The 13,794-nt window shown below is 57.4% G+C and carries 15 protein-coding genes; 5 read left to right on the top strand and 10 right to left on the bottom strand.

From position 1 onward, the window contains the following. Positions 1-59: 59 nt before the first annotated feature. Together NLU14_RS02615 and NLU14_RS02610 are read right to left on the bottom strand one after the other, a co-directional pair. Positions 60-830 (bottom strand): SDR family oxidoreductase, encoded by a 771-nt coding sequence (locus NLU14_RS02615; RefSeq protein ID WP_275704605.1) that lies wholly within the window; start codon positions 828-830, stop codon positions 60-62. Between the two features lie 44 nt (positions 831-874). Further along, on the bottom strand, positions 875-1,624 hold the full coding sequence (locus NLU14_RS02610) for a CLCA_X family protein (protein ID WP_275704604.1): 750 nt from the start codon (positions 1,622-1,624) through the stop codon (positions 875-877). A gap of 253 nt (positions 1,625-1,877) precedes the next feature. Here NLU14_RS02610 and dusA point away from each other — a divergent pair, with 253 nt between their 5' ends. From dusA to NLU14_RS02585, 5 genes are all read left to right on the top strand, one after another. Further along, positions 1,878-2,942, top strand: a complete 1,065-nt coding sequence (dusA, locus tag NLU14_RS02605) for a tRNA dihydrouridine(20/20a) synthase DusA (RefSeq protein WP_275704730.1) — start codon at positions 1,878-1,880, stop codon at positions 2,940-2,942. Between the two features lie 111 nt (positions 2,943-3,053). Continuing rightward, the gene (gene tal, locus NLU14_RS02600) at positions 3,054-4,019 is read left to right on the top strand and encodes a transaldolase (RefSeq protein ID WP_275704603.1); all 966 of its coding nucleotides are present in this window, start codon (positions 3,054-3,056) and stop codon (positions 4,017-4,019) included. A 34-nt stretch (positions 4,020-4,053) separates the two neighbouring features. Beyond that, positions 4,054-4,500: a tellurite resistance TerB family protein gene (locus tag NLU14_RS02595; protein WP_275704602.1), complete on the top strand. Its 447-nt coding sequence runs from the start codon at positions 4,054-4,056 to the stop codon at positions 4,498-4,500. A 17-nt stretch (positions 4,501-4,517) separates the two neighbouring features. Further along, positions 4,518-5,645 (top strand): 3-deoxy-7-phosphoheptulonate synthase, encoded by a 1,128-nt coding sequence (locus NLU14_RS02590; RefSeq protein ID WP_275704601.1) that lies wholly within the window; start codon positions 4,518-4,520, stop codon positions 5,643-5,645. Beyond that, a complete protein-coding gene (locus NLU14_RS02585) occupies positions 5,642-6,442 on the top strand; it encodes a glycerophosphodiester phosphodiesterase (RefSeq protein ID WP_275704600.1) in 801 nt (266 codons plus the stop codon). The genes NLU14_RS02590 and NLU14_RS02585 overlap by 4 nt, the downstream gene beginning before the upstream one ends. Here the strand turns inward: NLU14_RS02585 and sthA are convergent. The 8 genes from sthA to NLU14_RS02545 all read right to left on the bottom strand — a co-directional run bounded on the left by sthA (position 6,416) and on the right by NLU14_RS02545 (position 13,790). After that, entirely contained in the window at positions 6,416-7,807 is a 1,392-nt protein-coding gene (gene sthA / locus NLU14_RS02580) for a Si-specific NAD(P)(+) transhydrogenase (protein ID WP_275704599.1), read from the bottom strand. The genes NLU14_RS02585 and sthA overlap by 27 nt on opposite strands. Positions 7,808-7,929: 122 nt before the next feature. Continuing rightward, the gene (nqrM, locus tag NLU14_RS02575) at positions 7,930-8,178 is read right to left on the bottom strand and encodes a (Na+)-NQR maturation NqrM (protein ID WP_275704598.1); all 249 of its coding nucleotides are present in this window, start codon (positions 8,176-8,178) and stop codon (positions 7,930-7,932) included. Between the two features lie 12 nt (positions 8,179-8,190). Continuing rightward, positions 8,191-9,240, bottom strand: coding sequence for an FAD:protein FMN transferase (locus tag NLU14_RS02570; protein ID WP_275704597.1), 1,050 nt, complete (start codon positions 9,238-9,240; stop codon positions 8,191-8,193). 8 nt (positions 9,241-9,248) lie between these two features. Beyond that, entirely contained in the window at positions 9,249-10,475 is a 1,227-nt protein-coding gene (gene nqrF / locus NLU14_RS02565; RefSeq protein WP_275704596.1) for an NADH:ubiquinone reductase (Na(+)-transporting) subunit F, read from the bottom strand. 37 nt (positions 10,476-10,512) lie between these two features. Next, complete coding sequence (nqrE, locus tag NLU14_RS02560; protein ID WP_137434919.1) at positions 10,513-11,121, bottom strand: NADH:ubiquinone reductase (Na(+)-transporting) subunit E; 609 nt, start codon at positions 11,119-11,121, stop codon at positions 10,513-10,515. Next, positions 11,121-11,786, bottom strand: a complete 666-nt coding sequence (locus tag NLU14_RS02555; protein WP_275704595.1) for an NADH:ubiquinone reductase (Na(+)-transporting) subunit D — start codon at positions 11,784-11,786, stop codon at positions 11,121-11,123. The genes nqrE and NLU14_RS02555 overlap by 1 nt, the downstream gene beginning before the upstream one ends. Before the next feature lie 2 nt (positions 11,787-11,788). After that, positions 11,789-12,592: a Na(+)-translocating NADH-quinone reductase subunit C gene (locus NLU14_RS02550; protein ID WP_275704594.1), complete on the bottom strand. Its 804-nt coding sequence runs from the start codon at positions 12,590-12,592 to the stop codon at positions 11,789-11,791. Beyond that, complete coding sequence (locus tag NLU14_RS02545; RefSeq protein ID WP_275704593.1) at positions 12,585-13,790, bottom strand: NADH:ubiquinone reductase (Na(+)-transporting) subunit B; 1,206 nt, start codon at positions 13,788-13,790, stop codon at positions 12,585-12,587. Before NLU14_RS02545 ends, NLU14_RS02550 begins: the two co-directional genes overlap by 8 nt. Between the last annotated feature and the right edge of the window lie 4 nt (positions 13,791-13,794).

The raw sequence follows: 13,794 nt of genomic DNA, 5'->3' as shown, positions 1-13,794 counted from the left end.
ACCAACAAAGCCTGAAAGGATAGCAAAGATAGCCGCCCGACGCCTTGCCCGGTCACAAGCTACTTACCCCAAAGCTTTCTCAGTACCCCGCGGGTGACTGACGCCGGCGCGGACCGGGCGATGGGCCACAATGCCCGGAATTGCATCGAAATCGGCCGATGCAGGCGCGGCTGCTCCACTTGCGCCCAAACCTGCGCCGCGACCACATCCGGGGTCAGGTTGACGCCCAATCGGTCAAACAAACGGGAACCCTGCTCGTTCTGCTGCACCATACCGGTATTCACGAACGGCGGCATCAGGTCGCACACCCGGATATCGTACGGCTCCCACTCGATATCCAGAGCCTCCGTCATGGCACGGACCGCATGCTTACTGGCGGAATAGGACGCAAAATCCGGAATGCCATAGGCGGCGGAGGCTGAACTCATATTCACCACCTGGGCACTGGGCGTCGCTTTCAGGTACGGAAACGCAGCGTGTAACACCGTCATCAGCCCGATCACATTCACCTCCACCACGGCCCGATGCGCCGCCAGGCTAATCTCCTCAAACCGGCCCACTTTGAGGATACCGGCATTGTTGTGCAACAAGCGCAATTGGCCACCGGTGCGCCTGGCAAAGTCCGCCAGCCCCTGTTTGACCGACGATTCGTCCACTACATCCATAACATGCGTGCTGCAAAGGTCATCACCCAACTCATTCCGCAACGATGCCAGAGCCGCCTCATCCCGGTCGGCAGCACCGACGAACCAGCCTTTGGACGCGAACAGACGTGCGGTCTCGCGGCCTATGCCGGCGCCGGCACCTGTGATAAAGATGGATTCGTTCATGAGGCAACCTTGTCACTGTTGTGAAATCGGGGGCAATGCCAGGCTCACCCGGCTTTAGCCTGCTCCCGGTATAGCGCGGCTCCCAAAGCCGCAAAGAATCCCTTGAAGGCATCATTGATTCGCTGCCGATGGTCCCCGTCAGGATACAGGCCTGCTTTGGCTTCATCGGAATATACCGTACCCCTCACCAGAAAACTGTTTCGTGGCTGGCTATCTTCAACAAAGGCCTCAAATGCCCGGGCACAGAGCTCTTCCGGCCTGGCGTAGTAAAGAACGTTCATCCGGGCATCGGCTTGCCGGGAGCAGCGAAACAGCGAGCTGGGGCTGGTGCCGTCCTCGTTGAGCAAAATGGTTCGAAAACAGGTGTTCAGCCGTTCATTGAGGGGATGCGCCTTCTGGCTTGCACTGTTCAACCAGCCACTGGACGCGAAGCCATAATTATCCAGATTGCGGAATGCCTTGCTTCCCATGTAGTGATCGAACGCATGGAACCATTCATGGGCCAGGCTCCCGGCGCCGGCGTTTTTCGCCAGTGCCAGTTGTCGTGTTGCGGGAATGTAGTGTGCCGCAACGCCCGGCCTGCCACCGATTCCGTACTGCAACCCCAGGGAACCCCGCAGGGAGACCAGGGTCTCAGGGCCCTGGAGGATGGCCATAAGATCGCATAAAGCCTGGTAGAACCTGCCAGCCGCCCTGTCCCGTTCCGGCGGTGTTACCCAACGACCGATCTCAATGCTCCGGAACTCGAACCGGCGCCTGACCTCTACAAAGGAAAGCGGACTTTGTTCTGTCATAATGGCCCTACCTGCTTGGGTGGCGGCAGGAATGGAGTACCACGCATACCACGCACCAAGCACCAAGCACTGTTCACTTATACAGTATTCTGTAATGCATTGATCACCGGGTCAACCCAATCGCTTCTCGAAACCCCCATCAGTGTTTGCACTACCTTTCACCAAACTCTCCATTCAAAGGCTGTGTTTTCCTGATAAACTAGCGCTTTTCAGAGCAGTGGCAAACACAGGTAGAATTGAGCACTCAATGAGTATGAACGCGCCCCTGGAAAGCTCCAGCATCGCCGGGAAACCTCCTGAAGGAGCGGTCCCGGAACCGTCCCGACGCTTCTGCGTGGCCCCGATGATGGACTGGACCACCAGCCACTACCGCTACCTGGCGCGCCAATTAAGCCGGCACACCCTGCTCTATACCGAGATGGTGACCACCGGTGCGCTGATTCATGGCGATACCCCGCGGTTCCTTCGGCACAATTCCGAGGAATACCCACTGGCACTGCAACTGGGCGGAAGCAATCCGAAGGAACTGGCTCATTGCGCCGCACTGGCGGAACAGTACGGTTTTGATGAGGTGAACCTCAATGTGGGCTGCCCCAGCGACCGGGTTCAGAACAACATGATCGGTGCCTGCCTGATGGCCCACCCGGACAAGGTGGCTGAGGGCGTACGGGCGATGATCGCTGCCACCAGCCTGCCGGTGACCGTTAAACACCGTATCGGGATTGACGGGCGCGAATCCTGGGACGATCTGTGCGAGTTCATAGAGAAGGTGTCCGGCGCAGGCTGTCGCACCTTTATTGTCCACGCTCGCATCGCCGTACTTGAGGGCCTGAGCCCGAAAGAGAACCGTAACGTGCCGCCGCTGAAATATGACTGGGTCTATCGCCTGAAAGCCCGCTATCCGCACCTCGAAATCATTATCAACGGCGGCATCAGGACCTTTGCCGAGTGCCGTGAGCATCTTGAACATACCGACGGCGTCATGCTCGGCCGCGAGGCTTACCACAACCCCTGGCTGCTGGCCGGCGTGGATAGCGAGTTTTTCGGGCAGCCCATGCCGGTCCAGTCCCGGCATGATGCCTTGCGCGCCGTATTACCATTCATTCAGGATGAACTGGACCGTGGTGTTTACCTCAGCCATATCTCCCGCCACCTGATGGGTCTGTTCCTTGGCCAGCCCGGAGGCCGCCAGTTCCGGCGCTACATCAGCGAGAACGCCCACAAGCCGGGGTCCGGACTTGAGGTTATTGAACAGGCCATGGCCAGGGTTCCCGAACCCGCCGATTCAGTGACTGACTCGGCGATAGTGTCTGCCTGAACGCCCCGATACCTTTTACCGTCTTGTTCCTGTCAGGGCAGCCCGTTATTGTAGACGTATGCGCCCGCGAACCGGGCGATCAATAACAAATTGATCAGGACGACAGGACGAATGACCAGCAAGCTTGAACAACTCAAAGCCATGACCACGGTGGTCGCCGACACCGGTGACCTGGACGCCATTGCCCAGTGGAAGCCGGAAGACGCCACCACCAATCCGTCGCTTCTCCTCAAGGCCGCGGCCTCCGATGCCTACCGCCCCATGCTGGATGAAGCCGTGGCTGCCGCCCGTAAACAGGGCGGATCGGATGCGGAGCAGTTGACCTACGCCACAGACATGCTGGCCGTACTGGCGGGTAAGGAAATTCTGGGTCGTATCCCCGGCGTGGTGTCAACCGAGGTGGACGCCCGCCTGTCCTTTGATACCGGCGCCACCCTCACCCGGGCACGTCGCCTCGTGGAGCTCTATGATCATCTCGGCATGGACACCAGTCGGGTACTGATCAAGATCGCTTCTACCTGGGAGGGCATCCGGGCGGCAGAACAGCTGGAAAAAGAAGGCATCCGCTGCAACCTGACCCTGCTGTTCTCCTTCATCCAGGCCGCCGCCTGCGCCGATGCGGGCGCCTTCCTGATTTCTCCGTTCGTGGGCCGCATCCTGGATTGGCACCTGGCCGCTACCGGGCGCGATTCATTCCCGGCAGAAGAAGACCCGGGCGTGCAGTCCGTGGCCCGCATATACAACTACTACAAGGCCAATGACTACAAAACCGTGGTCATGGGCGCCAGCTTCCGCAACACCGGTGAAATCGAGATGCTCGCCGGCTGTGACCGGCTCACCATCAGCCCGGCGCTTTTACAGGAACTGGACAATGACAGTGCCGCCCTTCCGCGTCGGTTGTCCGCCACCGGCGCGAAAAGTTCTGACAGGCCCGGCAATATCGATGAGCGCACTTTCCGCTGGGAGTCCAACGAAGACGCCATGGCTACGGAAAAGCTGGCGGATGGTATCCGCCGTTTCACCAACGACCAGATTGAACTGGAAAACCGCGTCCGCCGGTTGGCCCAGGCCGCCTGACGCTGGCAGTAACCGGGAGGAGTGTTGCAGAATCATGATTGAGCGCCTGAAGAGCCTGTTCGGCTCACCTGAAGATGAACCAACGCAGCCCGACAGCCACCAGCTTGCCGTTGCCGCTACCGCACTGATGGTTCAGTTGTCCCGAGTGGACAGTAGCCAGGACGATGAAGAGCTGAAAATCATCGTCGACTGTGCCGTCCGGGCCCACCAGGTAACCCGTGAAGAAGCGGAAGACATCCTTCAGGATGCGCTCAGCCACGCCGACGACGCCACCTCCCTTTACGAGTTTACCGGCCAGATCAATGAACAGCTGGACCAGGAAGGGAAACAGGTACTGCTTGAAAGTATCTGGCGGGTTGCCTTCGCTGACGGCCGTATCGACAAGTATGAGGAACACCTGATTCGCCGCATAGCGGATCTGTTGCACCTTAACCACAGGGAATTCATGCAGGCCCGTCATCGCGCCGAGGGCGCTAACTGAACCTTTAAGGAGCATGTATGTTAGCCATTCTCCACCCGGATACCGCGCTGGACAGTGAAGCCTATCGCCAGACCATGCATTTTCTCGAGAACCTGCCGGGGGTATCGGTCAGGGTTCACGAGGTGCAGGGCGCCAAGCAGCGTCTGACCGAGGTTTATCTTCTGGGCGACACCAAGTCCCTCGACAAGGATGAAATCGAGGCCCTCCCAGCCGTGGAGCGGGCCATTCGCATCTCCGATGACTACCGGATACTGGGTCGCCATAAAGATGATCGGCGCCAGAGCGGTTTTACCTACAACGGCGTCACATTCGACCAGTCAAACCTGAATATTTTCGCTGGGCTGTGTGCCGTCGACGTGCCCGAACATGTCGAGCAGATGATGCAGGCGCTGGAAGACAATGGCCAGGTCTGTACCCGCATGGGGGCCTACAAACCCCGCACCAACCCCTATTCCTTCCAGGGGCACGGCAAGGGCTGCCTGCCGTGGGTATTCGAGAAGGCCGGCAAACATGGTATAAAGGTGATCGCCATGGAGATCACCCACGAAAGCCATATTGAGGAGATCGACCACTGCCTGGAACAGCTTGGCCGGCCCACCGGCGTGATGGTACAGGTAGGTACCCGCAACACCCAGAATTTCGAGCTGCTCAAGGCCATCGGCCGCCAGAGCACCTACCCGGTGCTACTCAAGCGCGGCTTCGGCATCACCCTGAATGAGTCCCTGAACGCAGCGGAGTACCTGGCCAGCGAAGGCAACGCCAACGTGATTTTCTGCCTGCGCGGCATGAAAACCGAGGCTGGCCAACCTCACCGTAACATGGTGGACTTCGCCCATGTGCCGGCGGTGAAACGCCTTACCCGGATGCCGGTGTGTGTGGACCCGTCCCACTCGGTGGGCAGCCGTGAACGCGCACCCGACGGCGTTCTGGATGTCATGCACGCCACTGCCCAGGGCGTGATAGCCGGCGCCAACATGGTACTGGTGGACTTTCACCCGAAGCCGGAAAAGGCGCTGGTGGACGGCCCCCAGGCCCTGCTGATGGAAGAGCTGCCAGCGTACCTGGAAGACATTCAGTTGTGTCACGACACCTGGACGAAACGCCAGCAAATTTACAACCGTCTGAAGGAATCAGCAAAAGCATGATCGTATACGGGCACAGGGGCGCAAAAGGAGAAGCCCCGGAGAATACCCTGGCAGGATTTACCCATGCCTATCGTCATGGCGTGCGGCATTTTGAGCTTGACCTTGTGTTGTCAAAAGACGGAAAGCCAGTGGTTATTCATGACCTTACCGTTGATCGAACGACGGGGCAGAATGGCAATGTTGCCAGTTACACCACTGCGGAACTGGCTGATATGGACGCCAGGCGCAATACCACGAGCTGGCCAAAGAAAGCGGGCATCCCCACCCTGGAGGCGCTGCTGAACGAGTTCCCGGATTTTGAGCACCTGCAACTGGAAGTGAAGAAGGACAGCCGCCAACGGCTGAATGTCCTGTGCAACCGGCTCACGGAAATCATCCAGCGCCGCGATCTGTACGATCGGGTTGCGATTACTTCCTCTGACAACGGATTCCTGCAGGAAGCTCGCCGCCGTGACCGCAAGGTGCGTATCGGGCTGGTGACGGACCGGAAATTTCCGCGGCCGGTCAACACCGCCGCCCGGCTACACTGCGACTTTCTCTGCATCGGCTGGCGTATCTGCACGGAAGCCGTCGTGGACGATGCCCACCGCAGAGGCATGCACGTGTCCACCTGGACGGTTAATCGCATCCACGACATGCTCCAGCTTGAGGCCAAAGGCGTCGACAGCATTATTACCGACTACCCTACCAGTTCCCGGATGTTTTTCGAGAACCGGGCGAGAGCTGCCCTACAGCTTCCCTGCGGACAACATACCGCCGAAAAAACCGAATCAGAAAATCCGGTTCAGACCGTTTAGTGCAGCTACCCGGTAGGCCTCGGCCATGGTCGGGTAGTTGAAGGTGGTGTTAATGAAGTAATTCAGGGAGTTGGCTTCGCCTTCCTGGTTCATGATGGCCTGGCCGATGTGAACAATCTCCGCAGCCTGGTCACCAAAACAGTGGATCCCCAGAAGCTGGCGGGATTCACGATGGAACAGGATCTTTAGCATGCCCACCGGGTCACCGGTAATCTGTGCCCGCGCCAGGTCCTTGAAGAACGCCTGCCCCACTTCATAGGGCACCTTGGCTTCGGTCAACTCGCGCTCGGTTTTACCAACAGAGCTGATTTCCGGAAGGGTGTAGATGCCTGTCGGCACATCGGACACCAGCCGGAAGTAGTCATCCTTAACGATGTCAGATGACGCGGAGCGGCCCTGGTCGTAGGCGGCACTGGCAAGGCTTGGCCAACCGATCACATCCCCGGCCGCGTAGATGTTTTCCACGTCTGTCCGATAGTGATCATCTACAGCCAACTGGCCACGGCCGTTAGGCGTCAGGCCGATATTCTCCAGCCCCAGCTTCTCGGTGTTACCGCTACGGCCGTTACACCAGAGAAAGGCATCGGCACGGATTTTCTTGCCGGATTTCAGCGACAGCACAACGCCGTGGTCATCGCCATCAACCGACTCGTACTCCTCATTGTGCCGAACCAGCACACCGTTATTGCGCAGGTGGTAGCTCAGGGCATCGGAAATTTCATCATCCAGGAAGGTGAGCAGGCGGCTACCGGGGTTGATCAGGTCAACCTTCACCCCCAGGCCGGCAAAAATGGAGGCGTACTCGGAACCGATGACACCGGCACCGTAAATAATCAGCGTCCGGGGCGTATGGGACAGGTTCAGTATGGTGTCCGAGTTGTAGATACGGTGATGGCGGAAGTCCACATCGGGCGGAAGATAGGGGCGTGAGCCGGTTGCGACCACCGCCTGCTTGAAGTGGAGGACTTCATGGGACTTGTTACCACGAATCTCAAGACGGTTGCTGTCGATAAAACTGGCACGACCGTTGATCAGGTCCACCCGGTTACGGGCGTAGAACTGGGTCCGCAGTTTCACCTGCTTGCCAATAACCTTTTGAGCATTCTGCAGGACGCGGGGAAAAGAGAACCAACGTGGCTCACCAATGTCCCGGAACATCTGATTGGTATTGAAGGTGATGATCTGTTTGACCGAATGACGCAGTGCCTTTGAGGGTATGGTGCCCCAGTGGGTACAGTTACCGCCAACGGTGGGCTTGTCTTCGATGATTGCGACACGCTTGCCGTGTTTCGTCGCATTCATCGCCGCACCTTCTCCTGAAGGTCCCGCGCCGATAACGACGACGTCGTAATGATGTTCTGCCATTCTGCAGTGACTCCTTATCTACGTCGTGAGGGAGCCTCTGAAAAGACCCTGCAGATGCGCGCTGGCAGGGCGCAGGCGCTTTTCAGAAGCTCCCGGGATTATTATGAATTCGTGAAGCAGGATCAGCGGTCGCCATTACGGGAGGCGTCATAACTCAGTGCCTCCGCCGATTTGCCCTCGTTGGCCAGGCGTTCATTCTCTTCTTCACATTTCTGTGTGTTGCCGCCACAGATGTCACAGGATTTGCTGATACCCATGGCACCAATTCCGCCGCAGGTGCCGCTGATCGGCTTGCGACCAAAGATAACCCCGACTGACATCGCTGCAACGAGCAATACGACAATCATCAGGACCAGCAGAAAAGTACCCATAAGACCTCTCCGTCAATTAGCCAGGAATGAGGAGAAAGCGGGCGTGTAATCCGTTTCAAACCCGTCGTCGCCCCGAACGATAAAATACGCGGCAATATTTTCACGGGTAGCGAGCGATTTTGCCTGCTCGTGCCCCATCACGTTGAATGCCGTTGCCAGCGCATCTGCCATCATGCAGTTGTCTGAAATAACAGTCACCGAAGCCAGTGTGTGGCTGATAGGCCTGCCATCCTTGGGGTCTATTGTATGTGAAAAGCGCCGACCTTCCGATTCGTAGTAGTTACGATAGTCTCCGGAGGTTGCCATTGCATGGCTGTCGAGGGCAACCACGCGGTTGATTTCGCGTCTTTCCGACACCGGCTGCTCAATGGCCAGACGCCAAGCCTCTCCATCCGGTTTACGGCCAAAAGCCTGGACTTCACCGCCAATTTCCACAAGATACGCGGTTATACCCTCTTCCTTCAGGTAACTCGCAACGGCGTCCACGCCATACCCCTTGGCAATGGCAGACAGATCAATGTACTGATTGGGGCTGGCCCGAAGTGCCGGCGGATCAGACCGGAGTTCCAGCTTGCCATAACCGGTTTTTGCGAGCCTGGCCGCCAACTCGTCGTCACCAGGAATCTTGTCCGGGCGCGCATCCGGCCCAAACCCCCACAGATTAACGACCGGGCCGATAGTGACATCAAAAGCACCATCCGTCAGTTCGGATACCTTGCGGGCCGTGGTGAGTACTTCGTGAAGCGGTGGGGAGATTTCAACCCATTCAGACTGGTCTTCCAGGTTGTTGAATCGCGAAAGCTCGGAATCCTCCCGCCAGGTCGACATTGAGGCATCCACGTCTTCCAGAACCTTTTCAATGCCTTGCGAAAGATTCTCCAGCCGCTCCGTATCTTCCGTCAATACGACGTTGATATGATAACGGGTCCCGAACATCGGCCCCGCAATCTCCCAGACCTTTTCCTCGTCCTCAACTGAACAACCCGTCAGCGTGGCCAGGGCCAGCACCAGTAAGGCGCTGGCCACAACCACCCTGACGGGCCGGAACTTGCTGAATGTCATGGAGCCAGTTAACCCCCGAAGTCATCCAGCATGATGTTCTCGTCCTCAACACCCAGATCCTTCAACATCTTGATGCATGAGGCGTTCATGATGGGGGGCCCACACATGTAGTATTCACAATCCTCGGGCGCTGGATGGTCCTTGAGATACTTCTCATACAGCACGTTATGGATGAAGCCTGTCGGACCTTCCCAGTTATCCTCCGGCAGCGCGTCGGACAGTGCCACATGCCACTCGAAATTGTCGTTCTCTTTCGCCAGCATGTCGAAATCCTCCACATAGAACATCTCCCGGACACTTCGTGCACCGTACCAGAAGCTGATCTTGCGCTTGGACTCCAGGCGCTTGAGCTGGTCAAAAATGTGGGAACGCATGGGCGCCATACCGGCACCACCACCGATGAATACCATTTCGGCGTCTGTCTTCTTGGCGAAGAACTCGCCGAACGGCCCCATCACAGTCACCTTGTCACCCGGCTTCAGGTTGAAGACATAGGAGGACATGATGCCCGGCGGATGGTCCGTACCCGGAGGCGGAGTGGCAATCCGGATGTTGAACTTGAGCACACCCTTCTCTTCCGGATAGTTGGCCATGGAGTAGGCACGGATGGTCTCCTCCTTGTTCACGGCCTTGTAACGCCAGATATCATGCTTGTCCCAGTCTTCATGGAACTCTTCCTCGACGACGAAGTCCTTGAACGGAATTTCGTAGGGAGGGCACTCAAGCTGCACGTAACCACCTGCACGGAAATCCACTTCCTCGCCTTCGGGAAGCTTCAGCACCAGTTCCTTGATGAAAGTGGCCACGTTATGGTTGGAGACAACCTCGCATTCCCACTTCTTGACGCCGAAGAACTCTTCCGGTACCTCCACCTTCATGTCCTGTTTCACCGGAACCTGGCAGGACAGGCGCCAGCCTTCTTTCTCTTCACGGTTGGTGAAGTGGGTCTTTTCCGTTGGCAGCATCGCGCCGCCGCCTTCGAGGACCTTACACTTGCACTGGGCGCAGGTACCGCCGCCGCCACAGGCGGAGGACAGGAAGATGCCGTTTCCGGCCAGCGTACCCAGCAGCTTGCCACCGGCTTCCGTCGTCAGTGTATGCTCTGGGTCGTCGTTGACTTCAATGGTCACATCACCGGTGCTTACGAGTCTGGACCGTGCCGCGAGAATGACCGCGACAAGGGCCAGCACGATAACGGTGAACATGACCACGCCGAGAATAATTTCTGTATTCATGGTCTCGCCTTTTCGTTAAATCGAATCACCGGGTTGATTACAGTGAAATACCTGAGAACGACATAAAGCCGAGGGACATCAGACCAACCGTAATGAAGGTGATACCCAGGCCTCGCAGCCCTTCGGGAACATCGCTGTACTTGAGCTTCTCGCGAATGCCGGCCAGGGCAAGGATTGCCAATGCCCAGCCAACACCCGCGCCAAACCCGTAAACCACGCTCTCGCTAAAGGTGTAGTCCCGCTCGACCATGAACAGTGATGCGCCCAGGATGGCGCAGTTCACCGTAATCAACGGCAGGAACACACCCAGTGCGGCGTATAGAGCCGGGATGTACTTGTCCAGTATCATTTCCATAATCTGGATAAGCGCGGCAATGACACCGATATACGTAAGCAGGCCCAAGAAGCTCAGGTCAACATTCGGCAAACCTGCCCAGTCCAGCGCACCTTCCCGAAGGATGGTGTTATAGAGCAGGTTGTTCACCGGAACGGTAATCGTCAGTACCACGACAACGGCGATACCCAGGCCGGCGGCGGCTTCGATCTTCTTGGAGATCGCGATGAAGGTACACATCCCCAGGAAGAAGGCCAGCGCCATGTTTTCAACGAAAATGGCCTTCAGGATCAGACTGATATAGTGTTCCATCAGAAGGCCTCCTTAACGGTGTGGCGGGACATCTTGAAGTCAGGCTCTTCCACCTGCTCCGGCTTCCAGGTCCGCAGACCCCAGATGGTAAGACCAATAATAAAGAACGCACTTGGCGGCAGCAGTAGCAGGCCATTAGGAATGTACCAGCCACCTTCGTTCACAACCGGCATCAGGGACACGCCGAACAGCGAGCCCGCACCCAGAAGTTCACGGAAGAACGCTACAAAGATAAGCAATACCGAATAGCCAAGGCCGTTACCAATGCCGTCGAGGAAGCTCAACCAGGGGCCGTTCTTCATGGCAAAGCCCTCAGCCCGGCCCATAACGATACAGTTGGTGATGATCAGACCAACGAATACCGAGAGCTGCTTGCTGATTTCATAGGCGTAGGCCTTGAGTATCTGATCCACAACGATAACCAGGGAGGCAATGATGGTCATCTGCACGATAATCCGGATACTGCCCGGGATTTGCGTGCGAACCAGCGACACGGCCAGGTTGGAGAAGGCCGTTACCGCGATAACCGCCATGCACATAACCAGGGTTACGTTCATGCTGGTGGTCACCGCCAGTGCCGAGCAGATCCCCAGGATCTGCAGAGCAATCGGGTTATTACTGAATATCGGCTCGAAAAGAACCTGTTTGGCTGAAGCGTCTGCCATGATCAGACCTCCCCTTCACGAAGTTTTTTCAGATACGGCGCGAAGCCCCGGTCACCCAGCCAGTAATTGACCAGTTGCTCCACACCGCGGCTCGTCAGGGTCGCACCGGACAGCGCGTCCACCTTGTGTTCCTTGTCGGATGCACCCGAGCTCACGCCGCCCTTGACCAGGCGAATCTGCGGCTCTTCCAGCTCATCGCCATACACTTCCTTGCCAACCCACTGACTCTTCCAGCGGGGGTTATCCACCTCACCGCCAAGCCCGGGCGTTTCGGCGTGGTCGTAGAAGCCCAAGCCCTCAATGGTGTTGGCATCGCCTTCCAGCGACACGAACCCGTAGAGGGTGGACCACAAACCATAGCCGTGAATCGGAAGCACGACTCTCACGAGTTCGCCGTTCTCACTCAGGGTATAGATCTTGGCCACGTTCGGACGGCGCTTAATACCGGCCTTGTCTTCCGAAGCCGGGATGTCGGTAGACATGGACGGGTCTGAAGCGGCCTTGTACATGTCGTACTTCATCGGGTCTTCAACACCCACCGTTTCCGGATCGACATACTCACCGGAATCCAGGTCCACCAGCCGCACGTCGAAGCGCGAGAAGGTTTGTTCGATTTCATCCGCTGTCGCTCCTTCCTCGAGCATGCCAGCGGCAGCGAGGATATTGGACCGAATGTCGAGATTCTGGTTCTTGACCTGCGCCGGCCTGAGCATCACCGCCGCCGTGGAAACCACGACAGAGAAGGCAATACTCAGCACCAGTGCAACCATCAGCGTTCTGGAGACAGTTTCTTTAGCTTTAGCCACGTGCGAGCCTCCGTTTGATGTTGGCCTGAACCACGTAGTGGTCCATCAGCGGTGCAAAGAGATTGGCAAACAGGATTGCCAGCATGATGCCTTCCGGGAAAGCCGGGTTGATAACACGGATCAACACTGTCATCACGCCCACCAGAATACCGAAGCACCAGCGGCCTGTGTCGGTCATGGCCGCAGAAACAGGATCCGTTGCCATGAACATCATGCCGAAGGCAAAGCCGCCCATAACCAGATGCCAGTGCGCCGGCACATCGAACATCGGGTTGGTCTCGGAGCCGACAAGATTCAGCAGTAGAGACATTCCGATCATGCCGATCATAACGCCACCAACGATACGATAGGACGCAATTTTCATCACCAGCAGGATAATGCCGCCGATCAGCACAGCCAGTGTCGAGGTTTCACCTATGGAACCCTGAATGGACCCCATGAACGCCGACATCCAGCCGATCTGGGTTTCAAGTGCCTCCAGGCCTCCGCTGGCTGCCCAGCTCAGTGCAGTTGCGCCGCTGAAGCCATCGACCGCAGTCCACACCGTGTCACCGGATATCTGCGCCGGATAGGCGAAGTACAGGAATGCACGGCCGGTCAGGGCCGGGTTCAGGAAGTTCTTGCCGGTACCGCCAAACACTTCCTTGCCAATCACAACACCGAAGGTAATACCAAGGGCCACCTGCCACAGCGGGATGGTCGGAGGACAAACCAGCGCAAAGAGAACCGAGGTTACAAAGAAGCCTTCGTTCACCTCATGTCGGCGCACGGTAGCGAACAGCACTTCCCAGAAACCACCCACCACGAAGGTGACGAAGTAAATGGGCACGAAGTACGCCATGCCATAGACGAAGTTGTCCCAGATGCTGGCGGCATTGTTACCGGCCAGGGCACTGATAAACGCCGTACGCAGACCACCGTCGCCCATCAGGGCGTCCGGATTCTCAGCCAGAAAACTGTTGGCCTGGAAGCCAATGTTCCACATACCGAAGAACATTGCCGGGAATGTACAGAGCCAGACCGTGATCATGATGCGCTTGAGATCAATACCATCACGCACATGAGAGGTAGTGGACGTCACGCTCGCCGGCGAATAGAAAATCGTATCCACCGCCTCGTAAAGCGCATACCAGCGCTCGTACTTGCCACCTTTTTCGAAATGATGCTCGATACCATCGAGAAACTGTCGGATTGCCATCGTT

The organism is Marinobacter iranensis (assembly GCF_029207565.1).
Taxonomy (GTDB): Bacteria; Pseudomonadota; Gammaproteobacteria; order Pseudomonadales; family Oleiphilaceae; genus Marinobacter; species Marinobacter iranensis.
This window is presented reverse-complemented; position numbering and strand designations above follow the sequence as displayed.

Excerpts from the sequence above, each read along its gene's own strand:
- NLU14_RS02615 (WP_275704605.1), bottom strand. The coding sequence starts at position 830 with ATGAACGAATCCATCTTTATCACAGGTGCCGGCGCCGGCATAGGCCGC.
- NLU14_RS02610 (WP_275704604.1), bottom strand. The coding sequence starts at position 1,624 with ATGACAGAACAAAGTCCGCTTTCCTTTGTAGAGGTCAGGCGCCGGTTC.
- dusA (WP_275704730.1), top strand. The coding sequence starts at position 1,878 with ATGAACGCGCCCCTGGAAAGCTCCAGCATCGCCGGGAAACCTCCTGAA.
- tal (WP_275704603.1), top strand. The coding sequence starts at position 3,054 with ATGACCAGCAAGCTTGAACAACTCAAAGCCATGACCACGGTGGTCGCC.
- NLU14_RS02595 (WP_275704602.1), top strand. The coding sequence starts at position 4,054 with ATGATTGAGCGCCTGAAGAGCCTGTTCGGCTCACCTGAAGATGAACCA.
- NLU14_RS02590 (WP_275704601.1), top strand. The coding sequence starts at position 4,518 with ATGTTAGCCATTCTCCACCCGGATACCGCGCTGGACAGTGAAGCCTAT.
- NLU14_RS02585 (WP_275704600.1), top strand. The coding sequence starts at position 5,642 with ATGATCGTATACGGGCACAGGGGCGCAAAAGGAGAAGCCCCGGAGAAT.
- sthA (WP_275704599.1), bottom strand. The coding sequence starts at position 7,807 with ATGGCAGAACATCATTACGACGTCGTCGTTATCGGCGCGGGACCTTCA.
- nqrM (WP_275704598.1), bottom strand. The coding sequence starts at position 8,178 with ATGGGTACTTTTCTGCTGGTCCTGATGATTGTCGTATTGCTCGTTGCA.
- NLU14_RS02570 (WP_275704597.1), bottom strand. The coding sequence starts at position 9,240 with ATGACATTCAGCAAGTTCCGGCCCGTCAGGGTGGTTGTGGCCAGCGCC.
- nqrF (WP_275704596.1), bottom strand. The coding sequence starts at position 10,475 with ATGAATACAGAAATTATTCTCGGCGTGGTCATGTTCACCGTTATCGTG.
- nqrE (WP_137434919.1), bottom strand. The coding sequence starts at position 11,121 with ATGGAACACTATATCAGTCTGATCCTGAAGGCCATTTTCGTTGAAAAC.
- NLU14_RS02555 (WP_275704595.1), bottom strand. The coding sequence starts at position 11,786 with ATGGCAGACGCTTCAGCCAAACAGGTTCTTTTCGAGCCGATATTCAGT.
- NLU14_RS02545 (WP_275704593.1), bottom strand. The coding sequence starts at position 13,790 with ATGGCAATCCGACAGTTTCTCGATGGTATCGAGCATCATTTCGAAAAA.